Source organism: Bradyrhizobium sp. USDA 4454 (assembly GCF_054822705.1).
In genome coordinates, this window is the sequence record NZ_JBTRCN010000001.1 from 8184714 (window position 1) to 8207028 (window position 22315).

Annotated in this window: 19 protein-coding genes and 1 pseudogene; 11 read left to right on the forward strand and 9 right to left on the reverse strand. The window is 63.7% G+C overall.

Translation table 11 applies throughout. From position 1 onward, the window contains the following. Window positions 1-81: 81 nt before the first annotated feature. From ACVIW0_RS38080 to ACVIW0_RS38090, 3 genes are all read left to right on the forward strand, one after another. Window positions 82-471: a response regulator transcription factor gene (locus tag ACVIW0_RS38080; protein WP_461356900.1), complete on the forward strand. Its 390-nt coding sequence runs from the start codon at window positions 82-84 to the stop codon at window positions 469-471. 114 nt (window positions 472-585) lie between these two features. Next, window positions 586-756 carry a hypothetical protein gene (locus ACVIW0_RS38085; protein ID WP_461356901.1) on the forward strand — a complete coding sequence of 57 codons (171 nt, stop codon included), beginning with the start codon at window positions 586-588 and terminating at the stop codon, window positions 754-756. Next, on the forward strand, window positions 753-947 hold the full coding sequence (locus ACVIW0_RS38090; protein WP_461356902.1) for a hypothetical protein: 195 nt from the start codon (window positions 753-755) through the stop codon (window positions 945-947). The genes ACVIW0_RS38085 and ACVIW0_RS38090 overlap by 4 nt, the downstream gene beginning before the upstream one ends. A gap of 170 nt (window positions 948-1117) precedes the next feature. Here ACVIW0_RS38090 and ACVIW0_RS38095 read toward each other — a convergent pair whose 3' ends face one another. Further along, window positions 1118-1642 carry a methylated-DNA--[protein]-cysteine S-methyltransferase gene (locus tag ACVIW0_RS38095; protein ID WP_461357542.1) on the reverse strand — a complete coding sequence of 175 codons (525 nt, stop codon included), beginning with the start codon at window positions 1640-1642 and terminating at the stop codon, window positions 1118-1120. Window positions 1643-1841: 199 nt separating this feature from the next. On the opposite strand from ACVIW0_RS38095, the gene ACVIW0_RS38100 reads away from it, so the two are divergent. Together ACVIW0_RS38100 and ACVIW0_RS38105 are read left to right on the forward strand one after the other, a co-directional pair. Then, window positions 1842-3062, forward strand: coding sequence for an ABC transporter substrate-binding protein (locus ACVIW0_RS38100; RefSeq protein WP_461356903.1), 1221 nt, complete (start codon window positions 1842-1844; stop codon window positions 3060-3062). Window positions 3063-3429: 367 nt separating this feature from the next. Next, window positions 3430-4656, forward strand: a complete 1227-nt coding sequence (locus ACVIW0_RS38105) for an ABC transporter substrate-binding protein (protein WP_461356904.1) — start codon at window positions 3430-3432, stop codon at window positions 4654-4656. 233 nt (window positions 4657-4889) lie between these two features. Here the strand turns inward: ACVIW0_RS38105 and ACVIW0_RS38110 are convergent, their stop codons facing one another. Further along, complete coding sequence (locus ACVIW0_RS38110) at window positions 4890-5315, reverse strand: DUF1330 domain-containing protein (RefSeq protein WP_461356905.1); 426 nt, start codon at window positions 5313-5315, stop codon at window positions 4890-4892. A 137-nt stretch (window positions 5316-5452) separates the two neighbouring features. Here ACVIW0_RS38110 and ACVIW0_RS38115 point away from each other — a divergent pair, with 137 nt between their 5' ends. Beyond that, entirely contained in the window at window positions 5453-7708 is a 2256-nt protein-coding gene (locus ACVIW0_RS38115; protein WP_461356906.1) for a transglycosylase domain-containing protein, read from the forward strand. Between the two features lie 479 nt (window positions 7709-8187). Here the strand turns inward: ACVIW0_RS38115 and ACVIW0_RS38120 are convergent, their stop codons facing one another. The 4 genes from ACVIW0_RS38120 to ACVIW0_RS38135 form a co-directional block, all read right to left on the reverse strand. Then, window positions 8188-9027, reverse strand: a complete 840-nt coding sequence (locus ACVIW0_RS38120) for a M48 family metallopeptidase (RefSeq protein WP_461346039.1) — start codon at window positions 9025-9027, stop codon at window positions 8188-8190. Window positions 9028-9225: 198 nt separating this feature from the next. Further along, window positions 9226-10551 (reverse strand): polyhydroxyalkanoate depolymerase, encoded by a 1326-nt coding sequence (locus ACVIW0_RS38125; protein ID WP_461356907.1) that lies wholly within the window; start codon window positions 10549-10551, stop codon window positions 9226-9228. 129 nt (window positions 10552-10680) lie between these two features. Continuing rightward, on the reverse strand, window positions 10681-11505 hold the full coding sequence (locus tag ACVIW0_RS38130) for an ABC transporter permease (RefSeq protein WP_461356908.1): 825 nt from the start codon (window positions 11503-11505) through the stop codon (window positions 10681-10683). After that, on the reverse strand, window positions 11502-12317 hold the full coding sequence (locus tag ACVIW0_RS38135; RefSeq protein ID WP_461356909.1) for an ABC transporter ATP-binding protein: 816 nt from the start codon (window positions 12315-12317) through the stop codon (window positions 11502-11504). The genes ACVIW0_RS38130 and ACVIW0_RS38135 overlap by 4 nt, the downstream gene beginning before the upstream one ends. A gap of 140 nt (window positions 12318-12457) precedes the next feature. Here ACVIW0_RS38135 and ACVIW0_RS38140 point away from each other — a divergent pair, with 140 nt between their 5' ends. The 3 genes from ACVIW0_RS38140 (at window position 12458) to ACVIW0_RS38150 (ending at window position 16151) form a co-directional block, all read left to right on the forward strand. Further along, window positions 12458-13777, forward strand: coding sequence for an ActS/PrrB/RegB family redox-sensitive histidine kinase (locus ACVIW0_RS38140; RefSeq protein WP_461356910.1), 1320 nt, complete (start codon window positions 12458-12460; stop codon window positions 13775-13777). Between the two features lie 119 nt (window positions 13778-13896). Next, window positions 13897-14451: an ActR/PrrA/RegA family redox response regulator transcription factor gene (locus tag ACVIW0_RS38145; RefSeq protein WP_021077587.1), complete on the forward strand. Its 555-nt coding sequence runs from the start codon at window positions 13897-13899 to the stop codon at window positions 14449-14451. A gap of 272 nt (window positions 14452-14723) precedes the next feature. Continuing rightward, entirely contained in the window at window positions 14724-16151 is a 1428-nt protein-coding gene (locus tag ACVIW0_RS38150; protein ID WP_461354856.1) for an IS1182 family transposase, read from the forward strand. 317 nt (window positions 16152-16468) lie between these two features. Here ACVIW0_RS38150 and ACVIW0_RS38155 read toward each other — a convergent pair whose 3' ends face one another. Next, on the reverse strand, window positions 16469-16951 hold the full coding sequence (locus ACVIW0_RS38155; RefSeq protein WP_461356911.1) for an MmcB family DNA repair protein: 483 nt from the start codon (window positions 16949-16951) through the stop codon (window positions 16469-16471). A gap of 299 nt (window positions 16952-17250) precedes the next feature. Here ACVIW0_RS38155 and ACVIW0_RS38160 point away from each other — a divergent pair, with 299 nt between their 5' ends. After that, on the forward strand, window positions 17251-18942 hold the full coding sequence (locus ACVIW0_RS38160; RefSeq protein ID WP_461356912.1) for an alpha-amylase family protein: 1692 nt from the start codon (window positions 17251-17253) through the stop codon (window positions 18940-18942). On the opposite strand, the gene ACVIW0_RS38165 is transcribed toward ACVIW0_RS38160, so the two are convergent. Together ACVIW0_RS38165 and ACVIW0_RS38170 are read right to left on the reverse strand one after the other, a co-directional pair. Beyond that, a complete protein-coding gene (locus tag ACVIW0_RS38165) occupies window positions 18939-20546 on the reverse strand; it encodes an alpha-amylase family glycosyl hydrolase (RefSeq protein ID WP_461357543.1) in 1608 nt (535 codons plus the stop codon). The two genes, ACVIW0_RS38160 and ACVIW0_RS38165, sit on opposite strands and share 4 nt — an antisense overlap. Before the next feature lie 321 nt (window positions 20547-20867). After that, window positions 20868-21470 (reverse strand): annotated as a pseudogene (locus tag ACVIW0_RS38170) (RMD1 family protein); the annotation flags it as partial. Window positions 21471-21638: 168 nt separating this feature from the next. Between ACVIW0_RS38170 and ACVIW0_RS38175 the strand changes: the two are divergent. Then, window positions 21639-22307, forward strand: a complete 669-nt coding sequence (locus tag ACVIW0_RS38175; protein ID WP_461356913.1) for an MBL fold metallo-hydrolase — start codon at window positions 21639-21641, stop codon at window positions 22305-22307. Window positions 22308-22315: the final 8 nt, after the last annotated feature.

Genomic DNA, 22315 nt, shown 5'->3' on the forward strand with positions numbered 1-22315 from the left:
CCGGCCCCGATTGGCGACGCACTGTGCCCCGTATCAGCACACAGATTGCAGGCCCTCCGCCCGTCTCCCAGGAAGACCCTTTTGTCCAATCCGCCAGTGATATCAATCATCGACGACGATCTGTCGGTCCGCACCGCGACCGACAATCTCGTCAGATCGCTGGGCTATGCGGTCGAGACCTACGCGTCGGCCGAGGAATTCCTGCACTCGCCCCACCTCAGCGACACGTCCTGCGTGATCGCGGATGTCAGGATGCCGGCGATGAGCGGGCTCGACCTGCAAGCCCATCTGATTGCCGGTGGACGACGTTTTCCATTCATCTTCATCACGGCGTTCTCCGTCGAGGCCGACCGGGCCCGGGCCATGGCGGCGGGCGCGATCTGCTTCCTGATCAAGCCCTTTGACGGCGATGCCCTGATCAGGTGCCTCGATGCCGCTCTCGCGCAGCCCGGCACAGCGGCGAGCGAATGAGTTCGCATCGGCTATACGCAGGGATAATGCCGCGAAACATCTGGACAGGTTGCGGATGGGCCGCGCTGGCGCGAGGTTTCGCGCCGTCGCCCATTCCTCGGGAGGGAGGTCGCCATGCGTGCGGAACCGCGCTGCGCCCAGTGTGACAGCGAACAGCCCAAGATCATCTGCCTGCGCAATCCGGCGGGGGAGCGCTACTGCGGACGGCTCTGTCTTTACAAAGGTCAGGACAACTTCATTCGCTGGCTTTGGCGGGCGAATGCGGAGGCGGAGGCCGCATCATGACAGACCGCTGCGGGAATCCGGGATGCAAGCGTCCCTTCGGACTGATCCGGCATAGCTGGCACTTCGAACAGTTTTGCTCGACCAAGTGTCGCGACATCTACAAACGGCAGCTGGAGCGCAACAAGGCCTACTGGAAGTGGCTCTATCCCTTCGGCAGAGCCGGCGACGGCCCATCGAGAAAACTGGTCTGACGGCGCCAACTCTCAAGGAGAGTCCGATGACGACGGTCGATGCGATGCTGGTAGGAGCGATCCTCGCATGGGTGCCTTCGCTGATCGTCTTCCTCTACATCGTGCGCGATCTGCGCAACATGCCGAGCAAAGACCTCGATTGAGTGCCTCCCGGCCACGGAGGCAGGCCGTTATATCTCCACGCCCTCGTGATGCAGCAGCCAGCGCTTGCGTTCCAGCCCGCCGCCATATTTGACCAGCGAGCCGTTGGCACCGATCAGGCGGTGACAGGGCACGACGACGCTGATCGGGTTCGAGCCGTTGGCGTGGCCCACCGCGCGCATCGCGTTCGGCGTGTTCAACTTCGCCGCCAATGCGCCGTAGCTCATCGTGGTGCCGGGCGGAATGGTCGGCAGTGCGTGCCATACCTTCCGCTGGAACGGCGTACCCACGACGCGCCACGCGACATCGGTCAAGCGGTCGAGATCACCGTTGAAGTAGCCGCCGAGCGCCCTGCGCATCGCGGCCGGGGCGCGGCCATCCCGCAGCGTCACGGCGCCATGGTGCAGCCGCAGCAGTTCGAGCATGCGCCCTTCATAGTCGTCCCAGTCGAGCGCGCGCAGCACGCCATCGTCATCGGTCACCAGCAGTGCGGTGCCGATCGGCGTCGTCAGGCGGTCGAGATTGAAGGTCTGTGCAGTCTTGCGGTCGGCCATTGTGATCTCGCGGAAATCGATCTCGTTCGGCGATAGTTTCATCCCCGGAGCGCCGACGTCCACCCGAATTCCGCGACGTCGCGCGCAAGCGCATCGTCTTGCAAAGCCCAGAACGTTCCTCCATCATCCCCGGCAACGGTGACATCCGCCGGCCCATCGCTTGCGGACAAGATCACCGGCAACATGGGAGGTCACGGACATGAGGAGCGTGCAATTGCTCGCTGCGACGACGCTTGCCATCGCGTTGTCGGTTACGTCAGCCACCGCGCAGAAGAAATACGACATCGGCGCCAGCGACACCGAGATCAAGATCGGCCAGACCGTGCCGTTCTCGGGCCCGGCATCCGCCTATGCCGGCATCGGCAAGACCCAGGCGGCCTATCTCAGGATGATCAACGATTCCGGCGGCATCAACGGCCGCAAGCTGAACCTGATCCAGTATGACGATGCCTATTCGCCGCCGAAAGCGGTGGAACAGGTGCGCAAGCTCGTCGAAGGCGACGAGGTGCTGTTCACCTTCCAGATCATCGGCACGCCGTCGAATGCCGCCGTGCAGAAATACCTGAATGCCAAAAAGGTGCCGCAGCTGCTCGCCTCCACCGGCGCCTCGCGCTTCTCCGATCCGCAGAACGCGCCGTGGACGATCGCGTTCAACCCGAACTACCAGTCCGAGGGCCGCATCTACGCCAAATACATCCTGGCCAATCACCCGAACGCCAAGATCGGCATCTTCTACCAGAACGACGATCTCGGCCGCGATTACATCACCGGCCTGAAGAGCGGGCTTGGCGACAAGGCCGCCAGCATGATCGTCACCGAGGTCTCCTATGAGCTGACCGACCCGACCGTCGATTCCCAGATCGTGAAGCTGAAGGCCGCCGGCGTCGACCTCGTCTATGACGCCTCGACGCCGAAATTTGCGGCACAGGCGATCCGCAAGATCGCGGACCTGGATTGGCACCCGGTGCACATCCTCGACATCAATGCGAGCCCGGTTTCGGCGACGCTGAAGCCGGCCGGCCTCGACATCTCCAAGGGCATCATCTCGACCAATTACGGCAAGGACCCCGCCGATCCGCAGTGGAAGGACGATCCCGGCGTGAAGGCGTATTTCGCCTTCATGGACAAGTATTATCCGGAGGGCGACAAACTCAACACCGTCAACACCTATGGCTACTCGACGGCCGAGCTCTTGGTCCAGGTGCTCAAGCAGTGCGGCGACGATCTCACCCGCGAGAACCTGATGAAGCAGGTGACCAGCCTGAAGAAGTTCGTGCCCTCGCTGGCGCTGCCGGGCATGTCGATCACGACCGGACCGAACGACTATCGGATCAACAAGCAGATGCAGATGATGAAGTTCAACGGCGAGCGCTGGGAGCTGTTCGGCCCGATCATCGAGGACACGGGGCCGGCGGGCTAGGCCGTTTGCCGTTTTGAGACCCGTCATGCTGAGGAGGCCGCGCAGCGGCCCGTCTCGAAGCACGGCGGCCCAGCTGGGGCCGTTCATCCTTCGAGACGCGCTGCGCGCTCCTCAGGATGACGGAGATAATGCGTTTCCATCGGTAGGTTCGACGAACTAACTGCCTTTCGTGATGCGCACATCACTCCCTTCTTTTCGCATTGCCCCCTACTTTGGTTGACTGAAATCGCTCACCTTTTCGGCATTGCTCGTCTTGCGTCGCAGCAACGGTTCCTCCAGTATCCCGGCGCAAGCGATGGCGGCCGCGGACCTTGAACCCGCGGACAAGATCATCGGCCAACATCAGTCACGTGAGGGAAACAGCATCATGAGGAACGGGATTTTCCACCTGGTCACGGCAACGGCGCTCGCGATCGCGCTGTCAGCAACGGCGGCCTCCGCGCAAAAGAAATACGATCCCGGCGCGAGCGATACCGAAATCAAGATCGGCCAGACCGTGCCATTCTCCGGACCGGCCTCCGCCTATGCCTCGATCGGCAAGACCCAGGCGGCCTATTTCAAGATGATCAACGATGCCGGCGGCATCAACGGCCGCAAGATCAATCTGATCCAGTATGACGACGCCTATTCGCCGCCGAAAGCGGTCGAGCAGGTGCGCAAGCTGGTCGAGAGCGACGAGGTGCTGCTCACCTTCCAGCTCGTCGGCACGCCGTCGAACGCCGCGGTGCAGAAATATCTCAACGCGAAGAAGGTGCCGCAGCTGTTCGCCGCCACCGGTGCCTCGAAGTTCACCGACCCGAAGAACTTCCCCTGGACGCTCGGCTTCAACCCGAATTACTTCGTCGAAGGCCGCATCTACGGCCAGTACATCCTGAAGGAGCATCCGAACGCCAAGATCGGCGTGCTCTATCAGAACGACGACCTCGGCAAGGATTACCTGAACGGCATCAAGGCGGGCCTCGGCGACAAGGCCGCCAAGATGATCGTGGCCGAAGCCTCCTATGAGGTCTCCGACCCGACCATCGATTCCCAGGTGATCAAGATCAAGGATGCCGGCGCCGACCTGTTCTTCTCGGCCTCGACGCCGAAGCAGGCCGCGCAGGCGATCAAGAAGATCGCCGAGCTCGGCTGGCATCCGATCCACATCGTCGACATCAACGCCACTTCGGTCGGCGCGGTGCTGCAGCCGGCCGGGCTGGAGGCCTCCAAGGGCCTGATCTCGACCAACTACGGCAAGGATCCGGCCGATCCGCAGTGGAAGGACGATCCGGGCATGAAGCGCTATTTCGACTTCATGGCCAAGTATTATCCCGACGGCGACAAGAACTCGAACTTCAACACCTATGGCTACTCGACCGCGCAGCTGATGGTGCACGTGCTGAAGCAGTGCGGCGACGAGCTGACGCGCGAGAACGTGCTGAAGCAGGCGACCAATCTGAAGAACGTCGACCTCGACATGGCACTGCCCGGCATCAAGGGCAACACCACGCCGAACGACTATCGCGTCAACAAGCAGCTCCAGATGATGCGCTTCAACGGCGAGCGCTGGGAGCTGTTCGGCCCGATCCTCGAAGACGCCGGCCCGGCGGGCTAGCGGTTCGGCAGAGTTGAAACGCAATCGGCGGCCTCCGGGCCGCCGATTTTGTTTTGTCTCCCACAGTTTATCACCGTCACCCTGAGGAGGCCGCAACGCGGCCGTCTCGAAGGGTCGACGGCCCGGCTATGGGCCGTGCATCCTTCGAGACGCCGCTTCGCGGCTCCTCCAGCGACAAAGGCTTCGCCTTTGCGCGGGGATGACGGAACGAATAGCGCGCTCCGCCTCGTCCCCTACTCCGGTATCTCGCCGAAATTTTTCCCGACCGGCAGCACGGCGTGCCGGATCAGCCGCGAATCCTCCACCGCGGCCTGGCGGTGCTTCACTGCCTCGCGATAGACGGGATCGCGGATCATCTCGACGAAGGCGGCGACGCTTGGATACTCGGCGATGAAGCAGTGATCCCAACGCTCCTCCTGCGGGCCGATCAGCATCAGCTCGAAGCGGCCCTGCCAGACGATGCGGCCGCCGAGCCGCTCGAACACCGGCCCGCTGTCGCGGCCATAGGCCGCATAGGCTTCCGCACCGGTCGCCTTGCGGCCGTCGGGATAGGCGGCCCATTCGCGCAAGCGCACCAGGTTGAGCATGTGGATCGGGCCCGGCCGGTTGTTGTCCCGGAATTGCGCAAACACGTCCTTGGTCGGATCGATATGGCCCATGCGGTGCTCCCTGCGTCTTGTTCCATCTGAATGTAGCACGCACTGCCCCACCTCCTAATCCCCCGTTAAGCTTTACGTAACCGCCCCTTAAACCGGGAACGCTAGCGTGCGGCCTGGTGCGGCTGTGAGCGTTACGGATGGCGTGGGGACGTAAAAAAGGCGGTGGACGCAAGGAGCCGCTGTTCGGGCTTCCGGCCGCGCTTGCCGACCTCAGGCTGTCGCCCTCCGATCGCATTCCCGGCGGTGACGACGACAAACCCGCCAAATCGAAACCCAAAAGCGCCGACAAGGGCAGCGAGTCCGGTGGCGAGAGACCGCGCCCGTCGCGCAGCGGCAGCAAACGACGCAGCAAGTCGCGCGGCTTTGGTATCGGCCGGCTGTTCTATTGGACGGCGGTGCTCGGCCTGTGGGCCGGCATTGCGGTGATCGGTGTCGTGGTGTGGGTCGGTGCGCATCTGCCGCCGATCCAGTCGCTGGAGATTCCGAAGCGACCGCCGACCATCCAGATCGTCGGCATCGACGGCTCGGTGCTGGCGCAGCGCGGCGAGATGGCCGGCGCCAACATCGCGTTGAAGGATCTGCCGCCCTATCTGCCGAAGGCCTTCATCGCCATCGAAGACCGCCGCTTCTATTCGCATTTCGGCATCGACCCGGTCGGCATTGTACGCGCAGCCGTCACCAACCTGCTGCATCGGGGCGTCTCGCAGGGCGGCTCGACCTTGACGCAGCAGCTCGCCAAGAATCTGTTCCTGACCCAGGAGCGCACCATGCAGCGCAAGCTGCAGGAGGCCGAGCTCGCGCTGTGGCTGGAGCGCAAGCATTCCAAGGACGAGATCCTCGAGCTCTATCTCAACCGCGTCTATTTCGGCTCGGGCGCCTATGGCGTCGAGGCCGCCGCGCAGCGCTATTTCGGCAAGTCCGCGAAGAACGTCACGCTGCCGGAAGCGGCGATGCTTGCGGGCCTCGTCAAGTCGCCGTCGCGGCTGGCGCCGAACCGCAATCCGGAAGGCGCCGAGCAGCGCGCGCAAGTCGTGCTCGCGGCGATGGCCGACGCCAAATTCATCACCGAGGCGCAGGCAAAGGCCTCGATCGGCCAGCCCTCGATCGCGGTGAAGCCGGCCGGCGCCGGCACCGTGAACTATGTCGCCGACTGGATCGGCGAAGTGCTCGACGACCTGGTCGGCCAGATCGACCAGGACATCATCGTCCAGACCACGATCGATCCGAAGCTGCAGGGCGTCGCGGAAGCCGCCGTGATCGACGAGCTCGCCGCCAAGAGCGTCAAGTTCAACGTCAGCCAGGGCGCGCTGGTGGCGATGACCCCCGACGGCGCGGTGCGCGCCATGGTCGGCGGAAGGAACTATTCCGAGAGCCAGTACAACCGCGCGGTCACCGCGAAGCGGCAGCCGGGCTCGTCGTTCAAGCCGTTCGTCTATCTCACCGCGGTCGAGGCCGGGCTGACGCCGGATACGATCCGCACCGATGCGCCGCTCGACATCAAGGGCTGGAAACCGGAGAACTACACCCACGAATATTTCGGCTCGGTGACGCTGACCCAGGCGCTGGCGATGTCGCTGAACACGGTGGCGGTGCGGCTCGGCATCGAGGTCGGGCCCAAGAATGTGGTGCGCACCGCGCACCGGCTCGGCATCTCCTCCAAGCTGGAGCCCAACGTCTCGATCGCGCTCGGCACCTCGGAAGTGTCCGTGCTTGAGTTGGTCGGCGCCTACGCGCCGTTCGCCAATGGCGGCTACGCCGTGTCGCCGCATGTGGTGACCAGGATCAAGACCAGTTCCGGCAAGCTGCTGTACGACCGCCCGACCGATCCGCCGAACCAGGTGATCGAGCCGCGCTATGACGCGATGATGAACGCCATGATGCGCGAGACGCTGATCTCGGGCACCGCGCGCAAGGCCGAGATCCCGGGCTGGACCGCCGCCGGCAAGACCGGCACCAGCCAGGATTATCGCGACGCCTGGTTCATCGGCTACACCGCCAAGCTCGTCACCGGCGTCTGGCTCGGCAATGACGACAATTCGCCGACCAAGAAGGCCACCGGCGGCGGCCTGCCGGTGGAGGTGTGGACCCGCTTCATGAAATCAGCCCATCAGGGCGTGCCGGTGGCGGCGATCCCGAATTCGCAAGGCAGTTGGGGACCGGCCAACCTGATGCAGATCTCCTCACAGGTCACCGCACCGTCGGCGCCGGCCGCGCCGCTGCAGATTCAACCGCCGATGCAGGCGTCGCCGCCGGCGCCGGTGCCATCCGGCGGTTATTATCGTCAGCCTCCTCCGATGCCGGCCCGCGCCTCAGTGCCGCCGCCCAACCCGAACGCACGGCCGGAAGCCGCGGCGGGACTGGATGGCTGGCTGGCCGATCGGTTGTTTCGGTAGGCGTCAGGGCGTTCGCTAATGCGTAGGATGGGTAGAGCGCAGCGAAACCCATCAGCTTCGTAGCCCGGATGGAGCCAAGCGAAATCCGGGACTGGTCGCACCACCAGTGAGAGCTGCCCCGGATTGCGGAGCCTGTCATCGGGCGCGCATTCGCGCGACCCGTTGGCTCCATCCGGGCTACGCACCTCGTTCCGGACGTCGTCCTGGCGAAAGCCAGGACCCATAACCACCGCATTCCGTAACGAACGGGACTGAGGCCCCAGCGTCGCGCAACAATTGCGATTTGGGGTAATGGGTCCTGGCTTTCGCCAGGACGACGATGAGGATGGTGTTGGATTCAGGAGGTCAAACAACGCATCCCCCGCGCATGCGGGGGATCCAGTACGCCGCGGCTTATCGGTTGAACACGAATGCCTCTGGAATACTGGATCGCCCGCTTCCGCGGGCGATGACGGCTACGTTTCGGGCGAATATACCGCCTACTCCTGGATTCCGTAGCGGTGCAGGTCGTTGCCGTGGGTGTCGAGCCAGGTCTTGGCGCGGGTGACCGAGGCGCAGACCTTGTCGACCACGCGCCAGAACCGCGCCGAATGGTTCATCTCGACGAGATGCGCGACCTCATGCGCGGCGAGGTAATCGAGCACGAAGGGCGGCGCCAGGATCAGCCGCCACGAGAACGACAGCGAGCCCGCCGAGGTGCACGAGCCCCAACGGCTGGACTGATCGCGGATCGAGATCCGCCGGACCCGCACGCCAAGTTCCGCAGCGTGCAGCGCGGCCGCCTTCTGCAGATCCTTGCGCGCCTCGCGCTTGAGGAAGTCATGAACCCGGCGATCCATGTGCTCGACGCCGCCGGCGACACACAGGATCTTCTCGCCGCTGTCGCGCGTCTCGGTCCACACCGTGCCGCGCTCGCCCGAGCGATGCACCAGCCGATGCGGCACGCCGCGCAACGGCACCACGGTGCCGGGCTGGAACGGCGCGGCCTTCGGCAAACGGCCAAGACGAGCGGCGATCCAGCCGCCATGGATGTTGGCGAACTCCTTGGCTTCGACGATCGTGCCGCGCGGCGGCATCGTCAGGATCGCTTCGCGATCGGTCGGATGGATTCTGAGCGTATAGCGGCGCGCACGCCTGTGCCGGCGCAACCTGACGGTGAAAAACTGGGAGCCGTGTCTGACCAATACGGTCGCGGGTTCGGCAGGCCGCCGATAGAGGAGCGCGCGAGTAGCCATGTCTGAAAGTCCGGGGAGCAGGAGTTCGCCCGGACTTTGCCATATCCGCCGCCAGGGAAAGCGCTCGGCGCAAAAACAAATCATTTGCCCAATATACAGGGGTCGGCCGTTAACTCGCCTCTACCGGCTGGGGTCGGAACCGGATTTTTTATGATGAATCCTAAAGCCAAAAAAGGCCCATGAGATGAAATTAAATTCATCCCTTGCCCGCAACCCGATTTGAGAATTTTTTAGTTAAATCAGCGGCTTGCGCGACCGCAAAAATCGCGGCCGGGGCGATACCTATTCGGCCGCAGCGACCAGAGAAAGCCGCGTATTGGCCGCCGAAACCATGAAATCGGAGATCCGGGGCACGATTTCGGAGCGGAATCGCGAGCCGTTGAACACGCCGTAATGGCCGACACCCTTCTGCACATAGTGCACCCGGCGATGGTTGGGAATCGCGGTGCAGAGCGCGTGCGTCGCCTCGGTTTGACCGAGACCCGAGATGTCGTCCTTCTCGCCTTCCACCGTCATCAGCGCGACGCGGCGGATCTTCGACGGATCGACCGGCTTGCCGCGATGGGTCATCTCGCCCTTCGGCAGCGCGTGCTTGACGAAGACGAGGTCGACGGTCTGCAGATAATACTCCGCGGTGAGGTCCATCACCGCGAGGTATTCGTCATAGAATTCGCGGTGCTTGTCGGCGAGGTCGCCGTCGCCCTTCACCAGATGGGCGAACAGCGCCTTGTGCGCGTCCATGTGCCGATCCAGGTTCATGCTGATGAAGCCGTTGAGCTGCAGGAAGCCCGGATAGACGTCGCGCATCACGCCCGGATGCGGGAATGGCACCTTGGTAATGACGTGGCTGCGGAACCATTCGATGCCGCGTTCTTCCGCAAGGTTGTTGACTGCAGTCGGATTGCGCCGGGTGTCGATCGGGCCGCCCATCAGCGTCATCGACAGCGGCACGAACGGATCGTTGTTCGCTTCCATCACCGAGACCGCCGCGAGCACCGGCACCGAGGGCTGGCACACGGCAATAACGTGCATGTTGCCGCCGAGCGCGTGCAGCATCTCGATCAGGTAGTCGACATAGTCGTCGAGATCGAACCGCCCTTCCGCGAGCGGCACCATGCGCGCATCGGCCCAGTCGGTGATGTAGACCTCATGCGTCGGCAGGAATGCCTCGACCGTGCCGCGCAGCAGCGTCGCATAGTGACCCGACATCGGCGCCACGATCAGCACGCGCGGCTGCGGTGCGCGCAACGGACGCGTCAGTTTGCGGTCGAAATGCAACAGACGGCAGAACGGCTTTTCCCAGATCGAGCGGACCTCGACCGGCGTGCGGACGCCGTTGACCTCGGTGGTCGGCAGGTTCCAGTCCGGCTTGCCGTAGCGGCGCGTGGTGCGCTCGAACAGCTCACAGCCGGCGGCGATCGACTTGCCGAACTCGGTATGCGTCCACGGATTGAGCGGGTTCTGAAACAGGATCTTGGTGGCGTCGGTGACGGCGCGCGCCGGATTGAGCGACGCATGCGCCATCTCATACATCCAGTAGAGCGGCGTCGTGAGTGCCGGGCTGCCTTCCGCCGCCAGTGGCGGTGCACCAAATTCACCGATGGGCATAATGTTCTCTCAGACCCTTAATTCTGCGCCGCAGCATACTGACCGCTGCGCAACAATGCGTCAATGTGCCGCCAGCCCAATGTGGGGACGATATCCGGCTAAAACACCGTAAATCCACGTGAAAGTGACTTATTCACCACTACTGAGCAGCGAGCCGTGACGCTTGGCGCTCTGCAAAAGGGCAAGGAAGATCGCAAAAGAGGCAGCGAACAGGATGGCGTTGATGGCGAGCGCCCAGACCATCAGGTCGGCGCGGAAGACGTGATCGATCAAGAGCGAGCGCATGCCTTCGAACACATAGGTCGGCGGCAGCGTCCAGGCGACCACTTGCAGCCAGCCCGGCAGCACCTCGACCGGGTAATAGATGCAGGCGAGCGGCATCACCGCGAACATCAACGTCCAGACGATGCTCTCCGCGCCCAACCCGTTGCGCAGCACGAGGCCTGAGGCGAACACGCCGACCGACCAGCTGGTGAAGATCAAATTGCAGAAGAACGCGATCAGCGGCAGCCCGATGGCGTAGAAGTTGAAGCCGAAGAAGACCAGCGCCAGCAGCGTCATCGGGATCACGCCGATGGCGAGCCGGATCAGGCTCATGATCATCAGCGACAGCAGGAATTCGATCGGCTTCAGCGGGCTCATCATCAGGTTGCCGAGATTGCGCGCCCACATCTCTTCCAGGAACGAGATCGAGAAGCCGAGCTGACCGCGAAACAGGATGTCCCACAGGATCACAGCGCCGATCAGCGTGCCGCCCGCCTTGGCAAAGAAGCCGGATGCCTGCGAGATGTAGTTCTGCAGGAAGCCCCAGGTGATGATCTGCAAGGCCGGCCAGTAGATCAGCTCCAGCAGCCGCGGCCAGGACGACATCAGGAGATACCAATAGCGCAGCACCATCGCGTTGACACGATGCAGGGAAATGCCGCGCGGCGGATGGCTGACGATCTCGCTCATGGTGTGCCCTCCGGAGCACCCTCGCGCAGACGGCCGCGCGCCACGTCGAGAAACACCTCCTCCAGCGTGTCGCGGTTGTAGCGCGCCATGATCCGCTCCGGGCTGTCGTCGTCCTCGATCTTGCCGCGCTTCATGATGATGACGCGGTCGCACAGCCGCTCGACCTCCAGCATGTTGTGCGATGCCAGCAGGATGGTCGCGTTATGGGTCTTGCGATAGGTCTCGAGATGCTCGCGCACCCAGTCGGCGGTGTCAGGATCGAGCGACGCGGTCGGCTCGTCGAGCAGCAGCAGGTCCGGCTCGTTGATCAGCGCCTTGGCCAGCGCGACGCGGGTCTTCTGCCCGGCGGAGAGCTTGCCGTTGGCGCGGTCGAGAAATTCGGTGAGATCGAGATCGGCAGCGAGCTGGTCGATCCGCTCGCGCAGGTGCTTCACGGCATAGAGCCGGCCGAAGATGGTCAGGTTCTGCCGCACCGTGAGCCGCATCGGCATGTCGACATAGGGGCTCTCGAAATTCATCCGGCCGAGCACGTCGTAGCGCTGCTCGGGGATATCAGCGCCCAGCACGCTGACGCTGCCCGACGTCGGCAGCACCAGCCCCATGATCATCGCGATCGTCGTGGTCTTGCCGGCGCCGTTGCCGCCGAGCAAGCCGGTGATGCTGCCGCGCGCGATGCGGAACGAGATGTCGTCGACCGCGCGGGTGGTTTTGTAGACCTTGACGAGGCGCGCAACATCGATCGCGGCCGATCCACCCTGATCAACCGTAGGCGGATTGGGCGGTTGCGCCCGACTTGTCCCGCTCTGTTGCATATGGCCGTCATTGAGCCATTGCGACAATAAGCGCAAGGCTTCGCGGCAATTAAGGCTTGGCGGCAACTAAAGGCTTGGACCGCGTCTTTGCGCTACGTCGCGAATTTGTGCGCCGCCCACGGCACGGCTAAGGTCCCGGCATGACCGACGTCGCTTCCGATTTCCGCCAACCCCGCCGCTATGTCCGCCTGGATACGATCCTGCGGCTGCGCTGGCTCGCCGCGCTCGGCCAGCTGGTTGCGATCTTCATCGTGGCGCAGGGACTGGAATTCGACGTTCCGATCGTCCCCTGCGTCACCATCGTGGCCTTCTCGGCGCTGCTCAATCTGGCGCTGCAGGTCGCGTTCAACCCGATGCAGCGGCTGGAGCCCGGCTATGCCGCGGCCCTGCTCGCGATCAACATTGTCGAGCTCGGCGGCCTCCTGTATTTCACCGGGGGCTTGCAGAACCCGTTCTCGTTCCTGTTCCTGGCGCCGGTCCTGATCTCGGCCACGGTGCTGCCGATCCGGCTCACCATCGCGCTCGGCTGCCTTGCGGTTGCCTGCGCCTCGGCGCTGTTCTTCTATCATCTGCCGTTGCCCTGGGATAACGACGATCCGCTGGTGCTGCCGCCGATTTATCTGATCGGCGTCTGGCTCTCGATCCTGCTCGCGATCGGCGTCACCAGTCTTTATGCATTCCAGGTGACCGAGGAGGCGCGCAAGCTCTCCGACGCGCTTGCCGCGACCGAGCTGGTGCTGACGCGCGAGCAGCATCTGACCCAGCTCGACGGCCTCGCCGCCGCCGCCGCGCACGAACTCGGCACGCCCTTATCGACGATCTTCCTGATCTCGCGCGAGCTCGAGAAGACAGTTCATGACCCGGCAATCACCGGTGACCTGAAGACGGTGCGCGAACAGGCGCAGCGCTGTCGCGATATCCTGAGCAAGATTGCGCAATTGTCATCGAGCGGCGCGCCATTCGACACCATGAAGCTGTCGACCCTGATCGAGGAGGCGGTGGCGCCGCATCGCGATTTCGGTATCAACATCAAGGTGCGGCTTGCTGTCGCAGCAACACGCGAGCCGGTCGCCGCACGCAATCCCGCGATCCTCTATGGCGTCGGAAACATTCTCGAAAATGCGGTCGATTTCGCCCACCAGACCGTCGAGGTGAACGCGTGGTGGAACGCTGAAACCGTCGAGATCGTCGTCTCCGACGACGGCCCGGGCATCGCGCCCGACATGCTGAAACGGATCGGCGAGCCCTATTTGTCGCGCCGCCGGGGCGCGGACGAGGCACAAAATGCCCGTGGCGGCCTCGGCTTGGGCGTTTTCATCGCACGGACGCTGCTGGAACGCACCGGAGCCAAGGTGTCGTTTACCAATCGCACCTTTCCCGATCACGGCGCCGTGGTGCAGATCGTGTGGCCGCGCGAGCGTTTCGAGGAATCGGCGGGAGACACAGAGACGTCATCTTAAGAACGGTTCTCAATCGTGCCTCTGGCATACCGGATGCAGCCACCGCGACTTTCGGCTGCCTTGGCAGCGCCCCACTGCAACCCCATATTTAGCGGGTCTACCACAGGGAAAAATGGATCGTGAACGCAATCGCTGAACTGAATGACCATGCTGACAAATCGCTCCTCATCGTCGAGGACGACAAGCCGTTCCTGGAACGCCTGTCGCGCGCGATGGAGACGCGCGGCTTCTCGGTGAAGTCATGCGATACGGTGTCCGACGGCATTGCCGAGATCGGCCGCGCCGCTCCCGCGTTCGCGGTCGTCGACCTCCGGCTCGGCGACGGCAACGGTCTCGACGTCGTCTCGGCGTTGAAGCGCAAGCGCCCCGAGGCGCGCGCGATCGTGCTGACCGGCTACGGCAACATCGCCACCGCCGTGACCGCGGTGAAGATGGGGGCCGTCGACTATCTCTCGAAGCCCGCCGACGCCGACGACGTCGTCGCTGCCCTGCTTGCGACCGGCACCGAGAAGTCCGAGCTGCCGGCCAATCCGATGTCGGCGGATCGCGTGCGCTGGGAGCACATCCAGCGCATCTACGAGATGTGCAACCGCAATGTCTCGGAGACCGCGCGCCGCCTCAACATGCACCGCCGCACCCTGCAGCGCATCCTCGCCAAGCGCGCGCCGCGTTAAGCAGCTTCGCATCCAGTTTCGCGATGGCCGGGCTTTGCCCGGCCATTTGCTTTTGTGGTGTACCGCGTAGGATGGGTGGAGCGAAGCGATACCCATCATCTTCGTGCCGCGACGAGAGAAGCGATGGGTTTCGCTTTCGCTCTACCCATCCTACGCCTCCCCGTCACCCTGAGAGAGTGTGAATGTATTCAGTGTCGTCCTGGCGAAACAGGCCGTGTAAAAACCATGCTGTGATGCTGGATTTTGGAGGGTGAGACTGATTCGGGGGCATGATGGCACACGTTGTTGGCCAGTCGCGTTATCAGGTGACGCTCTATCCCGAGACGTTGGACGATGTGATCGCGGCGGACAGCGCGGTGCGGGTGATTGACGGCTTTGTGGACAGCCTGGATCTTGCCGAACTAGGTTTCTCGCACGTTGAGGCGGAGGCGACAGGACGGCCGCCTTACGATCCGCGCGATCTGTTGAAGCTTTATATCTACGGGTACCTGAACCAGATGCGTTCGAGCCGGCGGCTTGAGCGTGAGGCGCAGCGCAATGTTGAGGTGTTTTGGCTGATCAATCGGCTGACACCGGTGTTCAAGACCATCGCGGACTTCCGCAAGGATCATCCGGAAGCCATTGTCGGGGTCTGCCGGGCCTTTATAAAGTTCTGCCGCGGGCAATCGGTGTTTGGAGGCGAAGTCCTGGCGATCGATGGAAGCAAGATTGCTGCGGCTGCCAGCCGCAAGCAGGTGATCACCAAGAAGAAGCTTGCGGAACGGGACGCGGCGATCGAGCGCAAGATCGCCGAGTACCTGACGGCCATGGATGAGGCCGATGCCGAGGAGACGCCGCTTGAGCCAACCAAGGCCGACGTGGCGGCAGCCCTTGCTGCGTTGAAGGCTCAGCGGGCGGCGTTGCAGCAGCAGGCCAAGCAGCTGGTTCAAGAAGGCCTCAAGCAGAAGGTGTTGGGCGAGCCTGAGGCCAAGCTGATGCGCACGCCGCGCGGCCATCAGGTGGCCTACAATGCGCAAATCGCGGTCGATGCCCAGCACGCCCTGATCGTCGCGTTCGATCTGACCAACGAGAGCAACGATCTGCAGCAGCTGCATCCGATGGCCCGGCAGGGCAAGGCGGCCGTCGGCGCCGATCAGGTCAGCGTCGTTGCCGATACCGGCTACGCCAACGGCGCCCACGGCAAGCAATGTGAGCAGGACGGCATCACCGCGATCGTGCCCCGCGCCGAACGGGTCAATCCGAAGGGCAAGCAATACTTCAGCCGCGATCAGTTCAGCTACGACCGGGAGAACGACAGCTGGAACTGCCCGGCCGGCGAGATCCTCCACCTCTTCAAGACCTCCCGCACCAAACAGAAGAAGGAATATCGGACGCAAGCCTGCCCGTCCTGCCCGCTGAAGTCGCAATGCACCAAAGCGGCGCGGCGGATCATCGTGCGCGGCTTCCATGACGACGACCGCGAGGCCATGCACCAGCGTGCCATGGCCGATCCGAGCTGGATGAAGCTCCGCCGGCAGGTCGCCGAACATCCGTTCGGGACCGTCAAATGGCTGATGGGTATCCCGCGCTTCCTTCTCCGCGGATTGCGGAAGGCCAAAGCCGAACTGGCACTCAGCATCACCGGCTACAACATCAAAAGAATGATCGCCATCAAGGGCGTACCCGCTCTGCTCCAAGCGCTCCGGCCCCGTCCAGCTTGAGGCCGACACCTCGTCCCTCAACTTCAAGCAACACGCCGACTTCCTACACGGCCTGGAAAGCCAGGACCCATTACCCCGAGCGCCGGTTGTTGCGCGACCGCTGGGGCCACTATTGCACTCTCAATCGAACTCGGTGGTTACGGGTCCTGGCTTTCGCCAGGACGACGACGTGGGGAGGCCGCTCGCTACAATTTCTCACACCGTCACCCTGAGGAGCGCGCCCTTGCGCGCGTCTCGAAGGGTCGACGGCCCGGCTGGTGGCCGTGCATCCTTCGAGACGCCGCTTCGCGGCTCCTCAGGATGACGGATCACGGCTTCTAAAGCTCATGCCCCTGCGGATCGACCAGGCGATTGATCCGCTGCGCTGCGGCCATTGCAAACCGCACCGTCATCGCCTTGCGGGTCGCCGCCGGCAGGCGATGCTCCGGCGCCTCGCAGTGCAGATGCGCGCCATAGGCGTCGGCGATGATCAGGCCGGTGTCGACCGGGAATATCTCGCACGGCAGATCCTGCGTGAAGGCAAAGAACAACCGGTCGCAATGCATCCGATAATCCTGCCATTTCTGGTCGGCGCGCAAATCCTCGACCGACGACTTGATCTCGACGATCCAGATCTCGCCGCGTTCGTTCAGCGCCACCAGATCGGCGCGGCGGCCGGACGGCAGCGGCAATTCGCTGATGCAGGAAAATCCCAGCGATCTCAGAAGTCGCGCGGTGCCGCGCGCGACCGCAAGCGCGGTCTCGGACTGGCGTCGGTCGGGCGCAGGCACAAGCGCGATGTGGCGAGCGGGTGAGTCCATCCAGGCAGATTAGCCGATTCCATCAGAGAATGATCCCGAAAAGTGAAAGCAGATCGCGCAGCGCAAAGCGCCAAACGAGAAGCTCGCCGCGCTGGTCGCCAAGCGCGACGAGTAGGTCAAGGGCGCACCGAAGGCGTCGTCATTCGATCGCGTGGTGTCGAGGACACGCTGAAAGCGCAGATCAAGCTGTAGGGTTCAGGCGGAAAGTGTCGTCCCGCGGTTGACGGGACGACACTCTCGGTAGGAACTCACCGGCGCCTCGCCGCTTATCTCCGGCTGCCGCCGGAGAGGATGGCCTGGTGATCGACGATCTCTGGTACAAGAATGGCGTGATCTATTGTTTGTCCGTCGGCACCTACATGGATGCCAACGGCGACGGCATTGGCGATTTCAGCGGCCTGCTGCGGCGACTGGACTATCTGCACGGGCTCGGCATCACCACGATCTGGCTGATGCCGTTTCAGCCGTCGCCCTGCCGCGACGATGGCTACGATATTTCGGACTATTACGGCGTCGATCCGCGCTATGGCACGCTCGGCGATTTCGTCGAGTTCACTCATGGCTGCCGGCAACGCGGCATCCGCGTGATCATCGACCTCGTCGTCAATCACACCTCGGACCAGCACGCCTGGTTTCGATCGGCGCGCAGCGCGAAGGACTCGCCGTATCGCGACTGGTACGTCTGGTCGGACAAGAGGCCCGCCAACGCCAACACGGGCATGGTGTTTCCCGGCGTCCAGAAATCGACCTGGACGCGCGACAAGCAGGCAGGGGCCTGGTACTTCCACCGCTTCTACGATTTCCAGCCGGATCTCAACACGTCGAACCCGCACGTCCAGGCCGAGATCCTCAAGATCATGGGATTCTGGACCCAGCTCGGCGTCTCCGGTTTCCGCATGGACGCGGTGCCGTTCGTGATCGCGACCAAGGGCGCCTCGGTGCGCAAGCCGGTCGAGCAATACGACATGCTGCGAGCGTTTCGCGAATTCCTGCAATGGCGCCAGGGCAATGCAATCATCCTCGCCGAAGCCAACGTGCTGCCCGAGACCGACATGGAGTATTTCGGGCGCGACGGCGATCGAATGCACATGATGTTCAACTTCCACGTCAACCAGCATTTGTTCTACGCGCTCGCGTCCGCGGATACGAAGCCGTTGGCGAAGGCCCTGACGGCGACCAAGCCGCGGCCCGCCACCGCGCAATGGGGCTTGTTCCTCCGCAATCACGACGAACTTGACCTCGGCCGACTCACCAAGGCGCAGCGCGAGACGGTGTTCAAAGCATTCGGTCCGGACAAGGGCATGCAGCTCTACGACCGGGGCATAAGGCGGCGCCTTGCGCCGATGCTGGGCGGCGACCGACGGCGTCTGGAGCTCGCCTACAGCGTGATGTGCACGCTTCCCGGCACGCCCGTCATTCGCTACGGCGATGAACTCGGCATGGGTGACAATCTCGACCTGCCCGAACGCACCTGCGCACGCACGCCGATGCAATGGTCGACCGAGCCGCACGCCGGCTTTACCGAAAGCGACCGGCCGTGTGTGCCCGTGATCGAGGACGGGCCCTATGGCTATGAGCACGTCAATGCCGCCAAGCAGCGGCGCGATCCCAATTCGATGCTGAACTGGACCGAGCGCATCATCCGCATGCGAAAGGAAGTCCCCGAGGTCGGCTGGGGCGACTTCAAGGTCATCGCAAGCCGAAACCCTGCCGTCCTGATCGTTCGTTACGACTGGCGCAACAACTCGGTGCTGTTCGTGCACAATTTCGCGGAAAAGCCGCTCGAGATATCGTTCAATGTCGGGCTCCCCGACGACGCCGGCAATCTCCTCGTCAATCTGCTGACCGAGGATCACAACCGCGCCGACGATGGCGGCCGTCACAAGCTCCTGATCGAGGCCTACGGCTATCGCTGGTATCGGGTCGGTGGGCTCGACTACCTGCTCAAGCGCAGCGATATCGACACCAAGACGCCCCGCACATCCCGCTAATCATCCTGATGCGGCCCCAGGATCACGCCTTCATTGGCGCGCAGCTCGAGCACGCCTTCGACCTTCTCGCCCTGCCGGTCCATCAAGGTCGATAACAGAACCTCGTTGCTGAAGCCGATCGCGCTGGAGGAGACCGACGCGGGGGCCGCACCGAAATTCAGCGCAATCACCGCGACGCCCTCGGCGCTGCGCCGCCGGTAGAGCAGCACATCGCCATGCGCGGCGACCGGCTCATAGCTGCCATGGACGAGTTGCGGCAGCTTGCGCCGCAACGCGATCAGCGCCTTGTAGAGGTTGAGGATCGACGCCGGCTCCCCCTCGAGGCTTGCGACGTTGTCGCTGGCAAAGTCCTGCGCGAGCGGCAGCCAAGGCTTTGCGGTCGAGAAGCCGGCATGACGCTCGGCGCTCCATTGCATCGGGGTGCGGCAGCCATCGCGGCCGATACCGATGCCAGGCACATTTTTCTCGAAGGGATCGCGCACCTCGTCAGGGGCGATCGCAACCTGGTGCATGCCGATCTCTTCGCCGTAATAGAGCGTCGGCGTGCCGCGCAACGTCAGGAGCAGCATCGCGGCGACCGGCGCCTGCGCGGGTCCCACCCGGCTCGCCACCCGCGGCCGGTCGTGATTGCCGAGCACCCAGTTCGGCCATGCGCCCGGCGGCAGCGCCTTCTCGTAATCGGCGATGATCTGCTCGATCGCGCGTGCGCTCCACAAGGTCGACAGCAGCGCGAAATTGAACGGCATCTGTGCGCCGCGCAGATCGTTGCCGTAGTAGGCGACCAGCCGATGCAGCGGCAGATAGATCTCGCCGATCAGCACGCGGTTGTCGAACTCCTCGGTGACACCGCGCATCTCGGTGATGACGGCGTGCACCTCGAGCTGATCGGTCGAATATTGTGTCAGCACCTTCTCGTGCGGCGGCCGGCCCTCGCGGTAATGCGGGTTCGGCGGGTTGTCGCGGAATTCGGCGTCCTTGATCAGGTGCCAGATCACGTCGACACGAAAACCGTCGACGCCCTTGCGCAGCCAGACGCGCATTACCTCGTAGATCGCGTCCCTCACCTCGCGGTTACGCCAGTTGAGATCGGGCTGCTGCGCCAGGAAGGCGTGATAGTAATACTGGCCCGAGGCCTCGTCATAGGCCCAGGCGCTGCCACCGAACTCCGACAGCCAGTTGTTGGGCGGACCGCCATCCGGCGCCGGATCGCGCCAGATGTACCAGTCGCGTTTCGGATTATCGCGCGAGCCCTTCGCCTCGATGAACCAGGGATGCTGATCGGAGGTGTGGTTCGGGACCAGATCGAGGATCAGCTTGAGGCCGGCATCGTGAGCGGCCGCGACCAGCTCGTCGAAATCCTCCATCGTGCCGAACAGCGGGTCGATGCCGGTGTAATCGGAGATGTCGTAGCCGAAATCGGCCATCGGAGAGGTGAAGATCGGCGACAGCCAGACCGCGTCGACGCCAAGCCGCGTCAGATAAGGCAGCCGCGCGATGATCCCCCTGAGATCGCCGACGCCGTCGCCGTCGCTATCCTGGAACGAGCGCGGATAGACCTGATAGAAGATGCCGCGCCGCCACCAGTCCCTGTTGTCCTGGACCATCCCATTCCCCCCTCGCTCGCGTCCCGTATCCCCCGGGGTTGTCCGCAGCTTCAGGGATGACGCACAATTCGGGACAGAAAAATGGCGCCGCAGCGCGGATGCAAGGCGCTTTAGTGGCGGGCCATCGCCAGCTGGTAGATCGTGATCAGCACCTCGAACAGGATCAGGAAGACGATGATCAGCTCCAGCCGCAGCGAGCGGCCGGGTGTCGATGATGTCGGTCAACACCTGCGCGGTCTCGGCGACGACGCCGAGCTTGCGGTTGAGCGATTCCGCACGCTCCTTCAACTCATACTCGTCCTCGAGCCGGGCATAGAGCCGCTCGAGCTGCGGCTTGTCCCAGAGGATGTCGGGCTTCTCCGACACCTCGACCGGTCCGGCCACGCGATGCCGCACCAACAGCGCGTTGCCGATATGCTTGAGGATCGCAACGCGGCCCCCATCGACCCGGCCGCCCTTGGCGAGCTCGCGCGCGAGCGGCTCGGTGGTGTCGAACACCGCCCGCACCTCGCGCTCGTGCCGCGCCAGCACCACGCTCTTGGCCAGCGCCTCGCCGACCAGGATCAGCCGCTCCGGCGACAGGCTCTGCAGATAGATCGGGCCGCCCGGCGGAATTTGGTCCTCCTTCTCCGCGGCAACCTCGATGATCGCGATCTCCTCCTCGCGCCGCGCGAACAGGCCGGTCATGCGCGACTGCAGGCTGCGCAGGAATTCATCCTCCTCGAGCGCATTGAGGCCGATCAGGACCACGACGCCGTAACGGAACAGGATCGCCACACCATTGTCATTGACGCGAAACGCCAGCGGCGTCGTGGCCAGCACGTCGCCGCGCTCGAGGCCGGACGTGTTGATGCGGTCCGCGACGAAGAAGGCGCGGGCGGTGGTCCGGGGTCCGCTGAGCGGTGAGTTGGGAGCCTGGGTCATGAAGTTCCGGACTGCGAGGACTTGACGCGTGTTGCGAGCAACCGCGTAACGGCCTGCTCATAAATTGTTCTGTTGGACCTTATCACGGTCCGATTTGGGATCACACGCCGGGGCCGGCGCATGTCCCGTGCGTGTTGACGGCATTGCAAGGAAGCCTATGGTGCCTCCATGAGCGAGACAACCGAGAGCAAACCGAAGGCCGGCGCGATCATCGTGCCGGTGACGCTGTTCGAGCAGAACTGCACCATCATCTGGCACGAGCCGACCAAGAAGGCCGTGGTGATCGACCCCGGCGGCGACGTCGCCAAGATCCAGACCGCGATCAAGCAGACCGGCGTCACCGTCGAGAAGATCTGGCTCACGCACGGCCATATCGACCATGTCGGCGGTGCCGCCGAATTGCGCGACGCGCTGCAGGTCAAGATCGAGGGCCCGCACATCGCCGACAAATATCTGCTCGACAACGTCGTCTCGAGCGGCGAGCGCTTCGGCATGACCGGGATGCGCAATTTCGGCCCCGACCGCTGGCTCGACGAAGGCGATCAGGTCTCGATCGGCGACCTCGCCTTCGACATCCTGCACTGCCCCGGCCATTCGCCGGGCAGCGTGGTGTTCTTCAACAAGGAGCTGCGCTTCGCGCATGTCGGCGACGTCTTGTTCGCCGGCTCGGTCGGGCGCACCGACCTGCCCGGCGGCAGCCATCCGACATTAATCCAGTCGATCAAGCAGAAGCTCTTGCCGCTCGGCGACGATGTCGGCTTCATCTGCGGCCATGGCGCCGGATCGAGCATCGGCCAGGAGCGGATGACGAACCCGTTCCTGACCGGCGAGATGTAGCTACTTCA